This is a genomic window from Herbiconiux liangxiaofengii (assembly GCF_041927335.1).
Lineage (GTDB): Bacteria > Actinomycetota > Actinomycetes > Actinomycetales > Microbacteriaceae > Herbiconiux > Herbiconiux liangxiaofengii.
In genome coordinates, this window is sequence record NZ_JBHFHD010000012.1 from 38,370 (window position 1) to 59,495 (window position 21,126).

18 protein-coding genes are annotated in these 21,126 nt (G+C 59.5%); 7 read left to right on the forward strand and 11 right to left on the reverse strand.

Annotated elements, in window-relative coordinates; translation table 11 throughout:
• Positions 1–63: 63 nt before the first annotated feature.
• The 5 genes from ACEXOR_RS13695 to ACEXOR_RS13715 form a co-directional block, all read right to left on the reverse strand.
• Positions 64–2,076 (reverse strand): type IV secretory system conjugative DNA transfer family protein, encoded by a 2,013-nt coding sequence (locus ACEXOR_RS13695; RefSeq protein WP_374850239.1) that lies wholly within the window; start codon positions 2,074–2,076, stop codon positions 64–66.
• A gap of 500 nt (positions 2,077–2,576) precedes the next feature.
• Positions 2,577–2,771 (reverse strand): hypothetical protein, encoded by a 195-nt coding sequence (locus ACEXOR_RS13700; protein WP_374850240.1) that lies wholly within the window; start codon positions 2,769–2,771, stop codon positions 2,577–2,579.
• Positions 2,772–2,789: 18 nt separating this feature from the next.
• Positions 2,790–3,356, reverse strand: coding sequence for an MT-A70 family methyltransferase (locus ACEXOR_RS13705; protein WP_374850241.1), 567 nt, complete (start codon positions 3,354–3,356; stop codon positions 2,790–2,792).
• A gap of 227 nt (positions 3,357–3,583) precedes the next feature.
• Positions 3,584–3,865: a hypothetical protein gene (locus tag ACEXOR_RS13710; RefSeq protein ID WP_374850242.1), complete on the reverse strand. Its 282-nt coding sequence runs from the start codon at positions 3,863–3,865 to the stop codon at positions 3,584–3,586.
• Between the two features lies 1 nt (position 3,866).
• Complete coding sequence (locus tag ACEXOR_RS13715; RefSeq protein ID WP_374850243.1) at positions 3,867–4,169, reverse strand: hypothetical protein; 303 nt, start codon at positions 4,167–4,169, stop codon at positions 3,867–3,869.
• Positions 4,170–4,302: 133 nt separating this feature from the next.
• Between ACEXOR_RS13715 and ACEXOR_RS13720 the strand changes: the two genes are divergently transcribed.
• The 4 genes from ACEXOR_RS13720 (at position 4,303) to ACEXOR_RS13735 (ending at position 9,358) form a co-directional block, all read left to right on the forward strand.
• Positions 4,303–5,466, forward strand: coding sequence for a hypothetical protein (locus ACEXOR_RS13720; protein ID WP_374850244.1), 1,164 nt, complete (start codon positions 4,303–4,305; stop codon positions 5,464–5,466).
• A gap of 278 nt (positions 5,467–5,744) precedes the next feature.
• Complete coding sequence (locus tag ACEXOR_RS13725; protein ID WP_374850245.1) at positions 5,745–6,164, forward strand: hypothetical protein; 420 nt, start codon at positions 5,745–5,747, stop codon at positions 6,162–6,164.
• A 675-nt stretch (positions 6,165–6,839) separates the two neighbouring features.
• Positions 6,840–8,567: an HD domain-containing protein gene (locus ACEXOR_RS13730; protein WP_374850246.1), complete on the forward strand. Its 1,728-nt coding sequence runs from the start codon at positions 6,840–6,842 to the stop codon at positions 8,565–8,567.
• On the forward strand, positions 8,564–9,358 hold the full coding sequence (locus ACEXOR_RS13735; RefSeq protein WP_374850247.1) for an ImmA/IrrE family metallo-endopeptidase: 795 nt from the start codon (positions 8,564–8,566) through the stop codon (positions 9,356–9,358). Before ACEXOR_RS13730 ends, ACEXOR_RS13735 begins: the two co-directional genes overlap by 4 nt.
• A 50-nt stretch (positions 9,359–9,408) precedes the next feature.
• Here ACEXOR_RS13735 and ACEXOR_RS13740 read toward each other — a convergent pair whose 3' ends face one another.
• The 4 genes from ACEXOR_RS13740 to ACEXOR_RS13755 form a co-directional block, all read right to left on the reverse strand.
• Positions 9,409–9,684 carry a helix-turn-helix domain-containing protein gene (locus tag ACEXOR_RS13740; RefSeq protein ID WP_374850248.1) on the reverse strand — a complete coding sequence of 92 codons (276 nt, stop codon included), beginning with the start codon at positions 9,682–9,684 and terminating at the stop codon, positions 9,409–9,411.
• Between the two features lie 122 nt (positions 9,685–9,806).
• Positions 9,807–10,955, reverse strand: coding sequence for a hypothetical protein (locus tag ACEXOR_RS13745; protein WP_374850249.1), 1,149 nt, complete (start codon positions 10,953–10,955; stop codon positions 9,807–9,809).
• 99 nt (positions 10,956–11,054) lie between these two features.
• Entirely contained in the window at positions 11,055–11,285 is a 231-nt protein-coding gene (locus tag ACEXOR_RS13750; protein WP_374850250.1) for a hypothetical protein, read from the reverse strand.
• A 783-nt stretch (positions 11,286–12,068) separates the two neighbouring features.
• Positions 12,069–16,937: a cell wall-binding repeat-containing protein gene (locus ACEXOR_RS13755; protein ID WP_374850251.1), complete on the reverse strand. Its 4,869-nt coding sequence runs from the start codon at positions 16,935–16,937 to the stop codon at positions 12,069–12,071.
• 321 nt (positions 16,938–17,258) lie between these two features.
• Between ACEXOR_RS13755 and ACEXOR_RS13760 the strand changes: the two genes are divergently transcribed.
• Positions 17,259–18,311: a response regulator transcription factor gene (locus ACEXOR_RS13760; protein WP_374850252.1), complete on the forward strand. Its 1,053-nt coding sequence runs from the start codon at positions 17,259–17,261 to the stop codon at positions 18,309–18,311.
• A 110-nt stretch (positions 18,312–18,421) separates the two neighbouring features.
• On the opposite strand, the gene ACEXOR_RS13765 is transcribed toward ACEXOR_RS13760, so the two are convergent.
• Complete coding sequence (locus ACEXOR_RS13765) at positions 18,422–18,985, reverse strand: RNA polymerase sigma factor (RefSeq protein WP_374850253.1); 564 nt, start codon at positions 18,983–18,985, stop codon at positions 18,422–18,424.
• Positions 18,982–19,731: a hypothetical protein gene (locus ACEXOR_RS13770; RefSeq protein WP_374850254.1), complete on the reverse strand. Its 750-nt coding sequence runs from the start codon at positions 19,729–19,731 to the stop codon at positions 18,982–18,984. The genes ACEXOR_RS13765 and ACEXOR_RS13770 overlap by 4 nt, the downstream gene beginning before the upstream one ends.
• A 601-nt stretch (positions 19,732–20,332) precedes the next feature.
• Here ACEXOR_RS13770 and ACEXOR_RS13775 point away from each other — a divergent pair.
• Together ACEXOR_RS13775 and ACEXOR_RS13780 are read left to right on the forward strand one after the other, a co-directional pair.
• Positions 20,333–20,470: a hypothetical protein gene (locus tag ACEXOR_RS13775; protein ID WP_374850255.1), complete on the forward strand. Its 138-nt coding sequence runs from the start codon at positions 20,333–20,335 to the stop codon at positions 20,468–20,470.
• Between the two features lie 183 nt (positions 20,471–20,653).
• Entirely contained in the window at positions 20,654–21,016 is a 363-nt protein-coding gene (locus tag ACEXOR_RS13780) for a hypothetical protein (RefSeq protein WP_374850256.1), read from the forward strand.
• Positions 21,017–21,126: the final 110 nt, after the last annotated feature.

Consider the following 21,126-nt stretch of genomic DNA (forward strand, 5'->3'; position numbering starts at 1 on the left):
GGGGATTGTGCTCGTATGCGACCGGACGGGCGAGCAGACGGGTGCCCTGCCCTTCCTGGAGGCTCATTCTGCGCCTCGCTTCTGCCGCCCAAACGTCTCACCGGCATCGTCGACGTCACGTGCGGGTGCGCCCAGCTCTTCATCCGAGGGGCTGGCTCCGTATCTGTTCTGGCTGCGGGCCCGGAGCTCAACCTCGCTTGACGTGACTGGTGGCGGAGGCATCGTCTTGCCCGACATCCACGGGCCCGCCGCGCCGTCAACGACCAGCCGCGTGTAGATCTCGTGCTTCCCGAGAGCGTGGAAGTCGGCGGGTTCGAGCATGTCCGCGTGCTTGGCCATGGCGTTGGCGTCGTCGGGGGAGAGGCCGAAGATGATCTTGTTGCGGGCGTTGGTGTCGATGGCGGCAAGCATCGCATCGGGCATCTGTGCCCGGTACTGGTGTGCGAGTACCCAGCCGACTTTCATGGCGCGAGACCGGGCGAGGGCCTCGGGAAGGTCGACCGCGGTGAGGTGGAGAAAATCTTGGGCTTCGTCGAGGTAGATGCTCACCTGGTGGCGTCGCTTCTCCGCGACCGAGGCTTGAGCGAGCGTGTGCGACCAGAGAGACGACACCAGAAGAGACCCGAGCAGCTTGGCCGCCTCTGGCCCGAGCTGAGACTTGTTGAGCGCAACGAGAAGGATGCGTGGTTTGGCGAACAGGTCACTGATCTGAAACTTCGGATTCACCTGACCGAGTACCTGCCGAAGGTTGGGGCGGAGCAGCAGCTGCCGGAGTCGGCTGAGCGACGGGGCGATGACTTGCGCCTGTTGTGCCGCGGGAAGGGCGTCGAACTGCGCCCAGAACGGCTCGAGCCCGACAGGGTCGTTGAGGGTGCTCGTCAGGGAGCGGCGGAAGACAGGGTCGGTTAGGAGCCGGGGTAACCAGACCAGAGAAGCCTGTCCGTGGTAGGCCAGCGTGAGGAGGGAGGCGTGCATGACGTCGGTGGTGCGTGGCCCGAACGCGGAGCCGAAGAGGTCTTTGAAGGTTCCGAGGATGCTGTCTGCAACGAGCTCCGGCGGTGTGCCCGGAACAACTAGAGGGTTCAGGCCGACGGGGTTGCTGTCTGAGGGATCGAGGACCACGAGGTCATCGTGGCGATGCTCAGGGATCCGTTCGAGGAGATCGCGGATGAGGTTGGCCTGCGGGTCGAGGACGACGACGGAGCGGCCGGCGTTGAAGTCATCGAGTGCGAGCCGGATGATGACGGACGATTTCCCCACGCCGGTGGGTCCGAGGAGCACCGTGTGGAACCGGCGACCTTCCGGGGCGAGCCCGATGGGGACTTTGGTGGCGGGCGCGGCGCCGGTGGCAAAGATGCCTGCAGTAGCGGGAGCTGCGGGAAGCAGTTTCGGGTGGCCGCTGGACAGGCCAGGATAGGTGCCCTCGCCGATCGGCCAGCCGAGCAGAGGCAGCACCTCTGTCTGGGACAGGGTGAGAGGCCAGCGCAGCGGAAGAACAGCATCATCGAGGGCACCGTCGTGATCACGGGCCAGACTGATCCGTAGTCCAGGAGACTGCCTGGTGCGAAGCGCTGCCAGCACGCTGCTGAACACCAACCGTGCGACAGCCTCGTCTTCCGCACTAGTGGCCACCCGGACTTTAGCGCCGAAGGCGTGCTGGTGCTGCTTCGCAGCGAGGTCGCGCCGCTCCTCTGTCCCGGCCGAGCGGGCTCCATGGAGAGCAGTGTTGACCCAGCCCTGGCTGGGATCCGTTGGCGAGGATGCGCCACGGCGAGGCGGGATGCCGGAGCCGAGTACTACCTGGAAGGCGGTCTCAACCGACGGAGAAGCGGCGGTGAGGGCGTGAAGAAGCTGTCGGATCGACGCAGAAGGCTCTGCTGTATCGAGGCTCAGCGTGCGTGGTTTGACGGAGAGCTTGAGGGTCGTCGGCAGCGCGGTCCGTGGTCTTTCCAACTCCGTGAGAGTGGCCCCGGAGAGTAGCGACCCCAGCAGCGCGCTCAGGCCGCGGAAGGCTTGAGGGACGGCGCCAAGGAGATATTCAATGTTGCCCTCGTGGGCTCGGATCTCGAACACCACCGGGCGCCGGCCCCCTTGAGAAGCCAAGCGACGGAGTACCGCCGAAACGTGTCCCTCCTCCAGCGGCCGCGGGAGGTGGACTTGCCGCCAGCGTATGACCTCACGCATCCGGAGTCTCCTCGGCGGTGGTCGCATCCGGGTGGGGCGTTGAGTCGCTGGATGCATGCTCTTTGGCGGCGTCAGCTTCACGCTGAGCAAGCGCCAGGAGCGCGCGAGCTAACTTCGGAAGGTCGGGCTCGTCCCGGCGGACACCACGCACAATGACACGTCGCTCACGCGCCGCGTTCGATCTGCGCCGGTTTCGTTTCCCACCCGTCATGATGCGCCTCCGGCACGGACGAGCAGTCCCCGTCTTCCCGGCTTGGCATTGGTCCCCTGTTTCCCCTCATGTATGAACGACTGAAGCCAATTCGTCAAGAGTGAAATGACCCGGCTACTGGGCGAGCGGACGGGTACTCCCAGGGGTGCAGGCCGTTCTGTTGCACTGCCACGACATGCGGTCACCACCGGTTGGCGCGAATGCGCAGCCACCAGATCAAGCCCGTGATGAGGGCGGCAATGCCGAGGATGATCGCGACGGCGACCCAGATTTGCGCCAGCAGCTGGAAGGCGAGCCAGACGCAGAACACGCTGCCCAAAAGAAGCAGGCACGCGCGCCAGAGACGAGTGATCAGTGGTGGACGGTTCTCGGACATGAAGAAGCTTCTTTCTGGTCATGCGGAGGCCCTCGTTGAAAGCGCTTGCGGAACGGGGTACCCGGCCAGGTCGATGTCTGAAGGGATCTCATTGCCCCAGGCGCGGTAGCCGCGGCGCGGGCGGCGGGCGAAGAGCTCAAGACGATCGCCCTCCGGGTAGAGGCGGTCGACGATGTCGTAGAACTCCTCCGGCTTGTGTGAGTGGTCTTGCACAGGAGCGAAGAACCAGGTGCCCTGACCACGGAACGCCGGTTTCGGCGGGCGGCCCCTGATGCCGAGCAGCACGTGCTCGGTCATGTTTCGGAGCGGCTGCCCGAGCCCCATGCGGGCCTTCACCCAGGTGATCGTCCCGGAGTACTTGTAGCCCCAGGCCTCGAGCACCTCGTGGCCGGTCTTGATCGTGGCGTTGGTGACCCAGAGGAAGCAGACCGAGTCGGGCAGCATGTGCTCCGCAATCGCTGGCCCCATGGCTTTGATGGCCTCATCGGTGAGAAGGTCGTAGTGGGCTTCTGCTCCAAGGTGTCCGGTCTGGCCGGCCATCCATGGAGGGTCCGCGATGCAGACAGCGTGTTGGACGTTTGTCATTGGTGTTGTGTCTCCTTTCCGCCAGAAAGCGACCACCCCACGAACTGCAGCGCGGGTGTGAGCCGGGTTGGCGAACGTAGTGAAACTCAGTCAGTCAAGAGCGGCAACCGTCCGATCGCTCGAAGCATCGGAGCGGTCGGACGGTTGCCAATCGGGGGTGCGGCAGTGGTTTCGCCGCTCGATGAGCGCCCGTTGTAGTTCTCTCAACGGACAAGCCAGCGCGCGGACTACTTACCCGGCGGGTCCTGCTGGGAAGCCTCGAAAGACGCCTTGATCAGCGCCCTTCGCGCTTCGTGAGCATCCGCGTTGAGCTCGGTCGCGAGCTGCAGGATGGTGGCACGCATCCGGGCCTGAGCAAGGTCGAGTTCCGCCTCAATGGCCGCGCGCCTCCGCTCTCGGCGCAGCGCTATCTGCCGACTGATCCACATGACGAGCTCCACCACCCATCCGATGACCAGGAAGGGCAGAACCAGGACGATCGCCGCGAGGGCGAGGACACCTGGCAGCACATCAGTACCTCGCGATCTTCTGCGCGGAACCCATCGCGTATGCATCGACGATGTGCTTGTACCGAGCTTCGCCAAGCGGCGCGACCTGGATGAGGTGCTGCTCGAGAGCGCTCAAGGCACCGACGTTCTGCAACGAGGTGTTTGCGATCAGCGCACGCCCCTCCTCGTGCACGTTGGCGATGATGGCCTGCGCCTGGACGCGCTCCACCTCGTGCCTGGTCTGTCGAACACTGCTACTCGACATCTGCATCAATCCCTGGGAGGTGAATGCGCCTCCGAACGGAGTGATCTCTGTATTGCTCATTGGTGAGCCCTTTCTAGCTATCTGGTTCCGTCGGTGACTTTGCGTCACCTGACAACTAGTTCAGCCGTCCGGTCGTCGCGCCGTCCGGGCGCCGGTCGGGCACGACTCGGTGGAGTTCCGGCAAAATGTAGGCATGGGGGAGATCACACCGGAATACGAAGCAGTGATGGCCGATTTGCGCGCCGTCCGCGGGGTCGGCATTGGCAGGCTGCGCAAGATTCAGACGCCCGCGCTGGATCAGATTGCTCGCCTCACAGATGCAGTGAGCAAAGACGAACTGTTGGAGCCCACCTCCGTGCGGGCGCTTCTTCGAACCGCGGTAGCCGAACTCGGCGGCGGCTCTGTTCAGGAGGCGGGGGAGTACCTGCTCGGGCTATATCCCGGGACCCAGCTCTGGTCCAGCAAGATGCGACGCGAAGATGCAGCCAAGCTATTTGGTACGGAGTACGAGACATTCCGAAAAGCTCCTGAGACTGAGCTGCTCGGCATGATCGCCGACGCTGTGCTCGACCAGAAGCGAACGGCCGCTCTTCGAGAGGCGCGCGTCGAAATAGAGGCGCGGCGGCATCCCGCTGACAGCAGGCTCGCCGTTCAATGGGTCGAGCGTTTCGAGGCGTACAACCGGATGTGGACACCCGCGTGGGCGCTCGCAGCGGATCTCGAAGCTGCTCTTGCAACGTATCTGGAAAAGCCGGCACCACATCCCCCTTGGGATCCGACGCTCGACCAGCCATTCGATCCCATCGAGCAGGCTCAAATGTACGCGCGTTCGGCTTTGTACCGCCTGGCTCATTTCGAGCTGGAGCTTAAGCGATTCATGAGTCGATATGGGGGCATGTGGCTTCTGTCGGACGCAGAACGAGAAGTCGAGATTTCGGACGTGGTTTACAAAATCACGTGGCATAACAACCTCACCAGTGAGGACGAATCATTTCTGCGCAGGCTTCTCGCCGATAGCCGACATGAGGAGGCCGATCACTTTATCGCAACGCTGCTGAGCCTCAGCCAAGGGCGGCGTATCGAGAAGAAATGGCAGTACTTGGTGCGGCAAGCTGTCGGGCAGTCAGAAGAGGAAAAAGATCTAGACCAGGTTCGCCAAACCATAGCGGCGTGCCACCGGTACTGCGAACTTGTGGATCAGGAATGGTTGAAGATCGCGGATTGGTACCGTCCAGGCACCTCGCTGACACGCGGAGTCGACGCTACGGTGCTCTACACGGGTCACATCCGTGGGGTCCAGGACGTGGCCCGAGCTGGCCGCCGCTCTGACCGTAGCGAAGAGCAAAGTGGGCGTTGATACATCTCGCGGTCGAGCCGAATCATCGCCGACCTGTCGATCCCAACTTCTTCTGGGACCGTCCGCCGCAGAACACGGTTCGCCAAAAGCCGCCTGTTCAGCGCCGAATACCTGCGTCGCGGTTGCTCACCGAACATCGGGGTTGCAAAATTCCTCACTTTAGCGCATAAATAGAGTCGGCCACACCTGCCGCACGATGTGGGGGATTGTTATCCGCTTCTGGATGACGACCCCCTGCATCGTGCAGGCGCCTGAGAAATCAGGCAAAGGGAAAAGTGGTGGTCAGTTTGCCGTTCGAGGAGATGGTGGTTTCGTACTTCAATGCTTCCAAGGTCGACACCGATCTTGACCGACTCGTTGTGACCCTGAACGACGATTCGGTGGTTTCATTCAGATTGAAGGGCCAGGCGCAAGCCTCCGGCAGTCCGTTCACGCTTGTGGTGGACTGGGATCAAAGCAGTCAATCGGTGCTGGAGAAGATGGCCGTAGCAGTCGCTAACCACCTTTGGCGAACAGATCCAGATATCGTTGCGCAATTTATCGCACCCACGGTTCAGATTCTCTACGAGCCAACTCAGCGACCGCTTCTGGTTGGTGGAACGTTGCGCGTTGAGGTGCCGTACGGGATCTACTCGCTTGAGTACGTATTCGGATCTGATGTTCGCAGCATCGAACCGATCACGATCCACCCAGGTTGACGGACATGCATGCATCCACCTGTCCTGGGCCTGACTAGATAAGCCAAACGGCTCAGCCCGCACCTAAAGTAGGAAGAGAGCTCGACCCAGATGGGCGACCGGCTGACCTATGTAGGTGAGGGCTCTTTTTCTTGTCCTACAAGCACCCTGACGGGTCAGCAACCCTCCAATAGCTAGAGCTTAAAGTCTCTTTCTACCAGAACATTCATGCTCGTTAAGGACGCCTCTACGAACACGGCGAGCTACCCTCCAGCTCAGGGTCGCTCGGAAAAATGCCCGAGTAGCAAAATTGCCAGCCGGAGCCACTAAACCCTTAGGGAAGCTCAAGTTCAGTACGTACGTCCGTCCTAGGGCCGTCGGCCGCGGTTTGTGGGCTGCGGTCACTTTGTTATATCCCATCCGTCGATCAATCGGTACTCTGCAGGTGTAGGACGCTCGGTGAAAACCCTCCCGTTTCAGGCCCAAGTAGGTCTGGACCAAAGAGATCGGACTGTTATGACCGAAGAGAGAAGTAAGAAGGCCCCCGACCTCTTCGACTTTGATGAGCCCGCCGAGGAGGTTTCGCACTCAAGAGGGACTCGGTCCTCAGGGAATGCAGACCGCCATGCTCCGCTCTCGGCGTTTCACGCACTACCCGATCATGAGGTCTTCATCCCAGTCTGGGGATTGGTGAGATTGACCCCGCTCGAGATGCAGATCGTTGACCATCCAGCATTCCAACGCCTGCGAGAAATCCTTCAGCTCGGTCTGGCATATCTGGTTTTCCCGGGAGCAACGCATCGACGCTATGAACATGCCATCGGAACTCTCCATGCGGTTACGTTGATGATGGATGCGATCGACGCGAACCTTGCCATTCTGGCCGCGAAGACAACCCCGAGCACGGCCGGCAGCTGGATTCCCGACGAACAGATTCGGCCTCACGAACGAATCCTGACTCGGCTCGGCGCGTTGTTGCACGACATCGGCCATCTAGCCAACGGGCACACGTTCGAAGACGAGTTGGGGTATCTCACGCCACACGACGGCGACGAACGACTTCGATATGTATTCGACAAGACAGACTGGCGCGGCGGGAAAAATGAATCACTCCGGACGCTCGTAAATCGCCTCTATAACGACGTAGCCACACAAGCTCGTCCCGGAGCCTCGGCCGCTGACATCATTTTCGATATTGTCAGTAAGGATCGAGTGGGGGTCCTGGAATCGCCAAACTTTCGGACAGGCGTGAGTCGCGATCTCATCGGAAACACATTCTGCGCAGATCTCTTGGACTATCTACATCGAGACTGGTTGCACATCGGAAAGCTAAAGTTTCCCGACCTCCGGCTCCTCGAATATCTCGAGATCCGCATCAATGCCAGTGATGACACCGCGGGAACTAATCGATCCAGAGTTGTAATCAACCTTCGTGGTGGAGACCGGGTGCGGACCGATGCGGTTACTGCTGTTCTTGAGTTGCTGGAGAGCAGGTACCAGCTTGCAGAAATCGCTCTGTTCCATCGCGCCAAGTTGAGCGCCACGGCAATGCTCGAACGCGTAATTGCCGAGACCGCCGTGCTCTATCGGGACCCAAATGCATACATGTCCTCTTTGCTCGATGGTCTGATCGGTTGCGACGATCTAGAACTGCTCTCGCTCCTCGAAGACCAAATAGTTATAGCTCGCGCTGCTATCGGCGACGGGGATCAGCGCCTCGTGCCCCGCACAGACAGCATCAAGACGCTCGATCAGATGCTATTAGTTCTTCGGGATATGCGTACACGTAACCTTCACAAGCTTGAGGTTGCAGTGTTTTCAAAGGGCGACAGCGGGCTGGAGAATCGTATGCGCTTCTTCAGCGGCGAGCCCGACAGCGCAGCTGGAGGGGCAACGAAGAGCGATGCGCGAGGAGGACCGGCCCGCAGACAGCTGGCCCGCGATCTCGAGGAGCTGTTTGAACTGCCGCTCGGCTCAGTCGCCGTGTACTGTCCGAGGTCCAAGATGAACGCCAAGGTAGCCGAGGTGCGGATCCTCATCGGCGGTGAAGTCAAGACGCTTGCAGAGCACGAAGAAGACTCAAAGCAGAATTTGACAGGCGGACATCTGGCAGCTCAGAAAGAGCGCTTCAAGCGCCTCTGGCGACTGCATGTCGCGATATCCGCAGATGCGAGAGCACAACTTGAGGAGCGTAAGCAACGTCGGCTATTCAAGATGGTCATTGAGTATATTCTCGCCGACCCGGAGTCCGATTGGTGGGGTGCGGGCGCAGACATTGCGCGCTTGCTCGCGACAACAGACGGGCAATTTCAAGGCAGAGCCGTCCGAACCGATCAGCTCGTGGGCGCCCGGAATGATGACTCTGCTACAGAGCGAGTATTTGCGAATCGGACCATGTCGATCGCGAACTTCTTTTCGCCGTGAACATCACGGAGTCGCATTTGCGGCTCGCAAAGTCTCAACTTGATAATGCACTGCGTGGGGTTCAATTTGCGGGGCTACCGGTCGATCTCGCCACCGTCTTGCGCACGGAACGGATCACGCTAAGCGCGTCTGAGGGCAGATCGGGCACCCACGGGTTAGCCGAGCGCGGTCCGCACGGTTATCGGATAGTGGTGTTTGGAAAAGGCGAGCCGCTTCTGGATGGACGGCTCCGCTTCACGGTCGCACATGAAATCGCGCACTGCATCATTGATCGAGCAGTCGGAGTGAGCCCGACGACCAAGTCTGAGTATTGGAAGCTGGAGGAGATCTGCAATGAATATGCCGCACGGCTCCTCATGCCAGACGTTGTCATGGCGGCTGACGCGAGATTGTCGTCGTTGGATCTTCTGCGGACCACAAAGCGCCTCTCGGATTCGGCACGTGTAAGCCCTGTAGCTGCGGGCCGTCGTCTAGCAGAATGGCAGTCGGATCGTGTCGAGCCCGTCGTGATAGCCGGGCTTGTCGGTAGGTTCCCACAGAAACCAGGTTCGGCACCGGCTATCGCGAAGGTCGCATGGAGCGGGGGGTCAAAGCTGTTCAATTTGGGCACGAACAGGCTCATTCGTCCGGGTGACTTCGAGTCGCGCGTCGTGTCGGCCGCATTCGAGGAGGGCGGCATGCCTACGTCTTGGGCGATGGCCGGCGCTATGGGAAAGCTCAGAGACCATCAACTGGGCCTGCTCTCCCTCGGGCTGACGCAGGTTGGCCTTGCGATGCGCAGAGATGATTGACGATGCAATGACGAGCGATCTCGTTTGCGGTTCAGACGACGCCCTCCGTGTCACTCATCCCATTTCAGTTTCTCACTGCTCAACAGGAGATCGGAGACCTCCGTCCCGAGTGCTTGAGCCAGTCGAGCGAGCAGCCGGATCGAGGGATTGGCCGGTCTGTCTTTCTTCCAGTAGCCGCGCTCGATTTGCTGGTAATGCGTTCGGGTGAGGCCCGCTTTGTGCGCCAGCGCCTCCTGGGAAAGGCCGGCAGCAATGCGCCGCCTTTGGAGCTCAATGCCGATTTCACGCGCGTACTCATCCCACGTGGTTGGGGCGTCGGATGGCATCCGTCCACGGTTTCAGGGAGAAGGGCTCGCGTCAGCCAGATATATCCGGCATACTTCATCCAGCCAGACGAATCTGGCCTTCGAGGATGGGGTTTCAATGAGTGGCGGTTCGATCTACTTCTCTACGCTGCCCGCGCGGCAGTCGGTTCTTCGGCGGATTCTGAACGTAGCGAAGGCTCTTCGCTCGCCAGCGTCCACACGAAAGTAACCTCCGCCTGGGGGAGTAGCCAACCAGGCGCATCCACAGTGATTTGCTTGGCGGCTACTTCCTCAGGAGTCCTTGAAATGAAGGGGCGCTTAGCGCTTGAGATCAGATCCGTCACGCTCATGCGAGCGATGTCGGTGTCCGTGTAGTCCATCGTGAGCGACAGTCCGCGCGTTGGCTGCGCGATGGCGAGGAAGATCCGGTGGTTGCTCTTGTCCGTGATCGTTCGGTACATATGGCGGATGCGCACCGGCTGAGCGTTCCGAATGACGTCGGCGCCGAGACTGACGCTGTAGGTCTGGCCGGTCTTTCGTTCGCTGCGTCGGATGGCGCGGTCTTCGCCGTCGACGCTGTACTGCAGCAGTTCGAAAGCGTCTCGGGAGTTCGCTTGGAACCCGGGTCGCGGCGTCATGAACCAGGTCGAGGTTGCCGGGATATCGGCGAGAAGCTCATGGAACTCGTCGCGGTCTGACGTGCAGGCGAACTTCTGAACTGATGTGCTCGGAGTCACGGTGTACTCCCATTGCACGGTGAGATCGAACCGGGGAGTGCCCGTGTGGTCTTTCGTCGCGGCGTCTGAAAGCCGGATTGAGACTTGGACGTCGTACCAGCGCTCACGAGCACGAATCGCCTGGTCGCGCACGTCCTGATAGATCTCGCGGGCGAAGGCCTCGTCGTCAAGGCGGAGAGCGAGCGCGTTGGTGGCGATGCTGTCCAGAAGTTCCGGCGTCGCAACCCGCTTGAGGTCGGCACTGCCAACGGCGAATCCCTCAATCACAGCGTCCTTCAGTTCGGAGGAGGAGTCGGCGAGAACTCGTTTGAGTCGCTCGGTATCGCGCTCCTCTTTGTCCTTCCCATCGAAGTAGTCCCAGACGATGCCAAAGAGGCCGGCGGCGAACAGCGTTCCGCCGATGCTGCTGACCTGCCAGAAGCCCACCCAGGAAAGGTTCGGGTCGGCGACAGCGGCGCCGGCGAAGATCTGAAGGGCGAGTCCAACCCCGAACGAAACCAGGGCCACGATGGTGGTCTTCAGTTTGTAGATGCGTTGCCGAAGGTTACTGCTCATATTCTGGCGATGATTATGAACTATCGGATCGAATTTGAAAAGTCTTCGTTTTCTTACCTATTCCGTAGCAGCACCAAACTTGACGTCTGGACTACCGAGTCAATCTGGAAGGGTGAGCGCCTCCAGACGCGCAACGGCGAGGTCGGCGGTAGGGAACGGGCCGAGTTCGAACACCAGCCTTGTCAAGGCAGCACTGTCCGCATGACTGAGGCGGTAGCCGTCCGATTCGAGCTCCACTCGCCACGGAGTCTCAACGAGGATGCCCTCGATCTCCTGGGCGACCCAGAAGTGATCGTCCTCTATCCCTCGGACGCGATAGAACCTACTCACGGATCCTTTCAGCCTGCCCTGCGAAGCTGGCCATTTTCAGGTGTGTCGGGTGGTTCCGACACCACAAGAGCGAGTCAGCGGAGAGATGTTCACGTTAGGCTCTCAACCCGTGGTTCCTAGTTTGTGTGACTTGAAGCAATCTGCCCGCGTGTCTTGCGCTTGGCTTCCCATCAATCCGCACTGATCAAGAGTGGGTGTCGCGAGCTTCTCGCCTCGTGGGCGAGAAGCGGTGTTGGAGCGAGCCAGCCTGGGTCACCGAGCTCTTATCCCACTGCCACCAATGCTCCCCAGCCATTAGCGACACGTGTATAAGGGTCGGGACACTCTTCGTCGGCTACTTCGACATCCGACTGGCCGGGTTCAAGCGTGAGAACGGCACAGGCGTGAGCATACGCACTTGACATCCCTCCAAGTCCCTGCGACTGCCCGGACCCTGTAGCAAGGACGTGAACTCGAAGTTCAGCTGGCTCGATTGCATATGCCGCCGGCTGGCCGCCTCTCACCGAGTCCGGATTCAACTCTGATTCTGGAAGGGCGGACAACGAGTAGATAGTGAGGTCTCCGTCAAGGAGCGCTGCTTCCAGTGAGGCGCGGTCGGGCGCTGAAGCCGAAAGAGCTCCTGCAGACCTTTCCGCGATGGTAATAGCGTCCCTGACTTCATGTGCAGCCAGGGCCTCGGGGCCCTGCCAAACACATCCAGACAACGTCAGAAGGCACAGCACAGCGGTGACGCTTAGGGGCCACCTACGGGTTGGATAGCGCTTCATCTTGTCAGTTTCCCCGTCAACAGACCGTTGGCAGTGTCACCGCGTCGGCCACGCTGTTAGGCCCCCCAATTATCGTGACGTTAGTAGCGCCGAGCGATCGAACCCTTGAGAGCACACCGTCGGGAATACAGCCAGGCTGCACCAGGAATAGGGGGCCACCCTTTATTGCCGCCAGGGGGGCACCGGTAAGAGCATCCGCATATGACGCTCCCGTCGCTATGAACACTCTCCTTGCACTGGAGTAGATGTTTTGGTTGGCGGCGAGTGAAGCTGCGTAGCGATCTGATCCACTAACCCGCGTGGTTGGTGCAACGCTCGAAAGCGATGTCACCACACCTCCAGTCACGGAATTCGGCCCGCCCACGACTGTAATCGAAGTCGTGTGGAGTGCACTCAGTGCGGCTGTCGTCGCGGAGTCCGCGGAGTCTCCTTGTCCGTTTACAAGTATGAGCGGAACTTTCAAACCGGACGCCGCCGCACCCGCTGAGATCGCATCGGGGAAATCGACTCCTGTCGCGACGTATGCTTTGGGCGCACTAGTGCCAAACGCGTAGGTGGCTACTTTCCTGGACGCATCGTACCGATCTGTCCCACTTATACGCGTAGTCGGAGCGATGTTTGACAGGGCTGTTCGAACGGTGTCGTTTACAGTGTTCGTTCCTCCCACAAGCACAATCTTTGCCGGATGGAGGCGCCGAATTTCCGTATCAACGACGCTGGGGAGCGAGTTGGATGTGGTGAGGAGCAATGGGCCACCTTGTTTAGCCGCTGCCGGACCTGCACTAAGTGCGTCTGGGAAGCTCTCCCCGCTGGCGACCCACACAACTGGTGCACCTGCGCCGCTGTCGGGGAAGCCCGCTTGTGAGATTGCAACGCTCCCCGAATAGCGATCGGCGCCCGAGATCCGGCTAAAGGTGAAGTTGTGGTCTCCTAGAGCCTTCATCATGACCTCCGCATAGAGATCTGTTCCGATGAGGTTTGGATGGAACGACTGCTGCGATACGGGGCTACCAAAGTTCGGTCCGGCTAGAGGCCAGCTGAAGAGTGAGCCATCGCTTTCCGTCCTTTGGAAGACGACGCCGGTGTTACTCGAGATGCCAGCCGGCGTGCATAGATTCGTACCGGAAAATGTGCCCCGGGGATCTGCGAACGTCACTGGATGGCCTGAGGAGTTCGCATTAGTAGCTGCGGAAGCGAGGCCAGCGTTGAGGTCGTTCGTGACCTGGTTTAGCCATTCTCTATCTCCGTCCTTCACTCCTGCACAAGAAGAGCCGGTCTCGAATAGCCCCGGATAGCCCATCAACAAGATTCGTGCGTTTGGTGCGCGCAATTGGATCTGTTGAAGGATCGTGCCTATGGACGCCGGTATCTGAACATTGGTTCGTTGCGCGGTAGCTACCCCGAGTGGCTGGCTATCCCCGGCGATCGTCGTGTTCTTGCAGAGAAGCGGCAGGGTAGATGCGAGTATGCAGTTCTGAATTACCTTCGCGAACCCTGCATCATTTCCGCCTATCGACAAAGTGACGAGTGTCGTGTTCTCGTCCAAATAGCCCTTATCGATCTGCGTTGGCTCTTGCCATTGCCCCTCATTGGGTTCACCGAGAGCGTTTCGTGGGCCGCCGGCGGGCAGAATATGTTCGGATTCAGCACCGGAACACGCGATGAGATGGTAGTCAAGGGTCGAGTCCAGACTGTCGGCCCGAGCGCCGACAGAAGTTGGAACCGTCCCGATCGACGCCTTCCGGGACCATGCTTCTGAGGACCTATGGCACCCATTTCTGAGTTGAGCGTCGTCCCCATTCGTGTTCGAGTCTAGATAGTAGTTTGCGCCGTCTAGGGATGATGCTCCCTCTCCAGAGGAGAAGGAATCTCCCATTGAAACTACGATGTCGGTTGGCTTGGCAGCTAGGGGCTGAATAGCGATCGCATCCCACGCGATGTCGTCGACTCCAATGCCTTTCCCCGTTACGTTAGACAGCGATACACGGGGCGTTCCATTGAACTGGAATACGCCCAGAGATACCCACACGTTTCCGCCTTGCCGTTGGAGCAGCGAGCGGTTCTTGATCGTCCCGTTCCCCAAGTTCACTGAGTACATCGCGTCCTGCGCCCACGCGCCATGATCAGGTAGATGCACCATGACTCGAGCCCAGCTGTTCAGGCTTTGGCCTAACGTCCACGTCCCCGTGATGTTGAGTGACCCGCCGTGATACGTTTCGGCCGACTGTATCGACCTACTGTGTGCGAAGTAGAAGTGGCTGTCGAATCCCGCGCCCAACTGATGAAGGTCCATCTTTGAGGGGTAGTTGCCCTGGCCGTCGGAGCCGAAAGTGAATCCGAACGACCCGCTGGAGGCCACTGTGTTGGGACAAACCTCTGGTCGTTTGCTAGTCGTTCCATTCGGCAGCTCGTCGATCACGAGACTCCCGGACGGCAGGCCGTTCGTCGTGCAATTGGGCAAGAAGCTTTGAGCATCGGGCTGGTAAGGGTATTCCCCCGGGTCGAATCGGATGAACTCACGACCACAGGCCGAGTCGCAGTCAGCCTTCCATGTCGCATTTCCGTGGTACCAACATTTGAGATCGTACTTGCCTGCAGCGTCGCGGTGTAGGCAGGGACCGGGATCTTCGTCAGGGTCGGCAGGCTGCTGATGCGTGCCGGGCGAGCAGTTGTTGGAAGCCTTGCAGAAGGTGTTGATGGGGGGCTTCACGTTGAACCTGTTCGTAACCCCCTCGTTCCCATCTGTTGCAAGCCATTGAGCTGGCCTGAAGGCACTCACGATGTGGTCGGCGTCTTCGAACAAATCCGTTGAGTGGGCGGCAAATCCCATTACCTTTTCCGGGTAAGGCCAGTACTGCGGGTGCGCCGCGTCACTGGGGCTTCCATCGAGGAACGGAAGACGGCTCTGGTCGTATGCCGGGTTGGCCGGATTATTGAGCCAGCCCACGCCCCAAGGGGTCCCATCACCCTTATTGGCGTAGAAACCGGTGTTGTAGGCCCAAACAGCGAAGAACCAGTTCTCCAAGTACATGGCGTTGCCATCATTGATGGTGAGCCCGGCCTGCTTCGTCTGGTTCCATTTATCTCCAAGCATCTGAATTGTCTTGGAGATGTTCGCTGCGTAGTCGAGCGCGATCGCCCGCTGCTGAGCAGCAGGTAGTGCTGTTTCACCATCACGCTCTCGGCCCGCTAAACGCATACCGTCCGTGATCTGACCAACTCCATACCCGCAGTCGGCTTCCTTGAAGTTCGGGTCCCAGAACGTCTCTTCAGGTCCGAAGCGGTCATTTCCATAGAAGTTGCCGACAAGTGGATTACCGGTCACGCCCGGCGTCGTGTAGACGGATGCCTGCCAGAGGTTTGACTCTTGTGCAAGTACGCCGAGGACAATCTGCGCGGGGATGTTGCCTCCGCCTACGAGAGCTCGCCGGGGAAACATGGTTTGCGGTGAATAGCTCGCCATTCCCAGGCGCTTCCAGTTGGCGTCCCGAAGGAGAGTCAGCTGCCCACTCACGGCTTGATCCACGACCCATTCGACTTGGCGAGGCTTCGGCTGTAACGCCTGATTAGCCGGATCGTTCCGCGGGACTGCGCAAGATCGCTCTGACTCGGAGGGGTTTGTGGGAGACCCTGGTCCGTATGCGCCGAGCGCGTTGAAACCCGCCTCAGGCTCTACCGCTTGCTGCGAAGCGTCGTCTACCCCCAGGTCGATCTTGAACTGCAATTGTGTATTGGTGTCTGGGGTAACACCGTCTAGCTGTATGTCGCCTGCCTCCCCGGATTCGGGAACTGCTCCGGAGGATGCAGCGGGCGAGGACACCGCTGGCGCAAGGAGTAATTGGCCTTCTGAGGACGCCGTTGAGCGTGCCGGGCTTTCGGTAAGTGAGAGGTACTCAGGAAGGCTCTCGGTAGCCGGAGTCGGGCTGCCGGTTGCGAAGATGTGTCCATTTGAAGCTTGTGTCAACGTCACCTTCGTCGGTACTCCGGATGCAAGTGCAACTGGAGTCGTGGTACCTGACGCGTCACTGAGCGAGCTGACAGTTGCTGTTGAATCGTCTTGTGTCACGAAGGCGATTGAGCCTCCCTCCGTCGCGCGAAGGTCATAAGGAACCCCGTCCACCTCGGCGATGGTCGAGACGGTACCTTCCGGAGACAAGGAAACAACGGAGTCGGCCGCGCCGGCGACTATGCCGTTTGTGCTCACGGTGGCGGATGTCAATTGGCCTCTAGCTTCAACTTCTTCGAGCACCGTACCCGTGCTCGGATCGACGACTCGCACCCGGGTCCGCTCGAAGTCCTCTGAAAACGCACTCAGCGCGATCTTTCCGTCGACTCCGCATCCTGGGTTGAAATAGGCGAGGCTATAACCCGACCCGAGGTCTGTTACTGCTCCACTCGTGAGGTTCACGAGCGCTGCGTAGGCTCCTCGGTTAAAGGCCCCTTCGTGGTTGGTGAAGTCGCGCGGTCCGTAGATGACAGCAAGGGTGTGGCCATCTGTAGAGAGACAGGAGTTGCCGATCCAGCGGTCGGTTTCGACCCCTATCGCTCTCAGGGTCGCAACCGTTGACCACGCATATCCATCGCTTTCGCGAGCAGCAAGAATGTGGAACCCAGTGATGTCACCTGACGTTGACCAGGTGACATCGTTGCTGTCGGCCCAATCCTGCCCCAACTTTTCGTCGCGTTCGGATTCAGGGACCACCGGGGCCGGGGGCAGCGAATCAAGCGGTGCGGCAGCCGGCAAGTCAGCGTTTGGGTCCGGGTCGGCCAATGCCGGTTGGGCGCCCATCCCAGCGATTCCAATGACTGTGGCCAACATAAGAATCGCTGCCGGCTTAAACCTCACGTAGGACCCCCAAGAAACGGCCTTCCCCCTGAACGCCACTGAGGACCAAGCTAGTTGAGCGGCATGGGGGCGTAAACAGCTTTGCTATCGGACTCTGAAACCAGCCGTCCCAGCCCGTACTTGTGAATAGCCCAACTGTGCTGGTAAGTGTCGTGCGGCCATCACCTCGGAAGTCCATGTTCGGAGTTGGGGAACTCCCACTTGCCGCTCGCCCGCATGGCAGCACACTCGGCGCGTTCGCCGAGTTTTGATGCGCTCAGCGGTTGGTTGCGATCAAATCGCTTCCCTTTATAATCATTGCGTTGCGCCGATCCCGATAGGCGAGATTCCGAGTCTTTAGGTCAAAGGGCTGAGAATTCGATGCCTCAAGTTAATGAAGGTGCGATCTATGCGACGTCGGCAGACGTGGAGGCCTTCCAAGCATCTGCAAAGCCGATACACACACGGGCCGTTCGTGAGCGCGTTCTCGGCGCGGGAGTCGATCTAGTCGAGTCGATTGGACTCGCGCGGGCCCTTGCAGACTTGCGGCTGGAGAATGTCATTCGCACTGCCGAAGCGCCACGCAGTACCGTCTACAGAATATGGAGGACGAAGGACCAGTATCTGGCTGATCTTCTCGTTGTGATCGCACGGCGGAGCGCCGACAGGCTCAGCGAAATCGGCACCATCGAGCTCCTGCGCGGGTTGGTCAAGACAGAAGCGCTCACGCATCAGGACGGCCTTTCCACGAGGCAGCGTGTAGTCGAAATTTTGCGGCAATCCGCCGAACAGAACTACTACGCGGTCATGGATTCGGTTTCTTGGCAAAATTTCATCTTGTTGTCTGCGGCCTCAGTCGGTTCGTTGCCCAAGCCAGTTGGTCGACGCATCGAACGGGAATTGCTTGAGGGCAGCGCCAAGTTCGTCCGAGAAATGTCGGCATACTACGAACTCTTGGTCCGAAGCCTTGGCTACAAAATGAAGGCAGAGTACAAGAACAACTATGAATTATTCGCCGTACTCTGTGCGTCGATGATCGAAGGGCTAGCCCTACGCCATATAAGTAATCCGTCTGTAACCGACAACTACTTCTCCGGTCCTGCGGCTTCCGATCAAACTTCCGATGACTGGTCGGTGGCTGCGCTAGGACTGCTGGCTCTTTTTGATCAGTTTTTTGTCGAAGGGCCCTATTCGGTGGAATTCCCGCGACAAGGCGAAGCTTCTGGGGCGCATGCGACAACTCACCTATCCGCACGAGAGCTTGAAGTGTTGCGATGCATAGCGAAGGGCCACTCCAATCGAGAAGTCGCTCAACAGCTTGGCATTGCGGAGGGCACCGTAAAAAGGCATGCTAATGCGGTCTACGGAAAGTTGGAGGCTCTTTCTCGAATTGACGCCGTAAATAAAGCGCGTCGATGCGGCTGTCTCTCCTAGTGTCGTGGGTCGAAAACGGTTGCGAGAAAGTTCGGAGTATTGCTCTTCAAGATGCCTACCGTGGGTGACTAGGCGTCATCGACGAGAACGCAAGAGGGTGCGGTTCAAAATCACTGTTTGGCGCGTGTTTCGTTACGCGACTCTTCGCCAGTTGAGACGGTTTCACCGCCACTAAGAAGAGTCCGCAATCTAGCCCGAGCTCGGGAGTATCTTGCGCGGGCAGCTGCGGGCCGAATACCCAGTATGCTCGCGGCCTCTTGCAGAGAAAATCCTTCCCACGCGACGAGCAACACTAAGTCTCTGTCCCCAGGCCTAATGGCGCTCAACGCACTCCTCAACTGCTCGGCAGCCGGGTTTATCTGCTCAGTCGTGGCCGACCAGATGACTAGCTCTTCGCGAAGACGGGCAGTGAGCGACATACGCCGAAGTGCGGTGCGGCGGTGGTTTAGCAGCACTCCGTGTGCAACCCCAAATGCCCAAGCCGCACGTTCATCTTCGTGCGATGGAAGGTCCTTTCGCCGGCGCCACAAGACGAGCAATGTCTCACCAAGGCAATCGCCGGCGTCGTCCAATTGGCTGACACGCCGAGCAAAAAAATTCAGAAGCCGCGGGGCAATCTGCCGAACGAATGGATCGAAATGTAACTCCGTGGACCACGCCCGATCGGTGGTCATTTGAAAATCCGTCCATAGTCGTCACAGGTGCGACCGTAGTACCGAACCATCAAGGCCCTATCACCCGCGGCAGCCGCATCTGCCTGTTGCTGAAGGTAGTCGACGACGCCTCCGCCATCACTTGACGCGATTGCGGGCCAGCGCACAGCTTCTTGGATCTCCGTTGTCGCAAGTTGCAATTCGGCCACGTTCCCGGTCAAGTCCGAATACAGCCAGTACCTATACCAAAGGCAACGGGCACCAGTCTCGAAGAACTGCTGGACAGTGCTGGCTTGCATTTGAGGTTGCGAATCATCACCGCCGAGCCCATCGAGCTGATCAGAAACTGGGTTAATCACGTCGTTCGCTGTCGCACCAGGTGGCAGGTCGATGTAAGAGGGGAATAGCTCCTTAATCGCCTCGGGAGCATCATCAGCGTGAATTGCGATCCATTCGCTATCGTCGCTTACCTCTGACCCCGTGCCCCCGAAAACCCCTGTATGCGCAGTCCATTCTGAGACAGCAGCGGCGCCCAAGGGTACTCCGACCGTGGCCGCGACGATGCTAAGGCCGACTGCAACCTTCCATCGGGGTGACCGGGACTTGCGCGAGGGAAATGACTTCCTCTGGTGACTCACTTCATGCGACCTGGTGTCCGTTACGAGCTGATCAACAGCCTGCGCAACTGAGGCATCGGTAGCCGGGCCTTCCCGCAACCGCTCGAGAAGTCGATCTAGAGGGTCGTATTCGTCGTTGTGTGACTTCATTTGGTTTCCTTCCCCTTGCCCTGTTCATGTCCGCCAGTGAGGGGCATGTGACAGCGAGCGGAAGATCCTTTTCGACGCGTAGTTACTGAGACGGTAGCTGAGGATCACCAATGACAAAATGTGCCCTTCGTTGAATTACCCGATGCCTGGGGCGCTCTTAGGCTGGCCACGTTCAGGGGGGAACTACCGACCCCGACACTTCGACAAGGATCGAGAGGGAGGAACGATGGGAGCAAAGACATCGCAGCTCGAGTTGGAAGCCAGGGGCTTGCAATCGGAGCGCGAGGGCACATTCACGGATGAAGGGAGAAACCCCCGAAATGCCAGGTTGGGTGTGAGCATATTCGCACTGGTCATCGGGGTCTTCGCGATGGTCTTCTCCGCGCCTATCGCCGCGAGCGCGGCCGACTACAGCATCAGCGGGTCTCAGCCCGTCAATTCTCAGCTCCATCCGACCTACTACGGCACTTCTCGATATCACACCTCTGGGTATGGGTCGGTGCGACTCGATTCAGCAAGTCCAGGGACGTGTGGGGGGGCCATGATTTTTGGCGTGTATCAGAACGGAGGACCCGAATCAGGTTGGGCAAGCACGTCATACGTGAGCGGATCCTTCGTCTCGATCCCGTGGGGAGGGGGATACACGATCCCCACGGGCTACTACAACATGAAGGTCGCCAACAACGGTGCCGGTTGTGGATACTCCGACGTCAGCTGGACCGCCACACTTCGGCTTTGAGAAGGGAGCGAGATCATGGGAAAGTCTAATCTGCGTCTTACCGCTGTAGCAGGTGCCTCCGTAGGTGCTTGCCTTCTAGTCGCTGCATTCGCCAGTAACGCGGCGACCGCAAGCATCAAGGTAGGCGACTCTGATCAGGGTCTAGTCTCTGCCAAGATTGCGCCGAACCTCTTCGATTCCGCGGTGGAGGACTTCTCGGAACCGCTGCCGGACGGTGTGTCGTGGCCGAAGGAGCTCCCGGACTATTTGCTCGAAGATGGCGTCCGAATGAGCTCAGATGTTCCGAGCGGGGTGATTTCCGTCTACTGGCTGTGTGCATGGGACAACGCGTATCTGGAGGCCGCCGATCAAGGCGACCTCGACGCGGCTGCCGCCGCGCTCGAGAAAGTCGATCTTTTCTCTAAGCTGCCGTTCTACACACAGCAAACTGAAGATCCAGACGGAGAGTGGCTAAAGGCCGTAGAACTAGCGAAGGGTGGGAATTCGGCTGCGCTGAGAGACTTCTACACGGGTGGATGCGGCTACTTCGCCGCTGAAAACCCGTAGGCGCCGGGGAGTGGGGCGGCTGCTTTGATGGCCGCCGCCTCCTCCCTTGGGGGTGGTAGCGCTCTTACACTGTTGACGCGGCGATCCCTGTCTCGGCTAGAGCGCGCTGA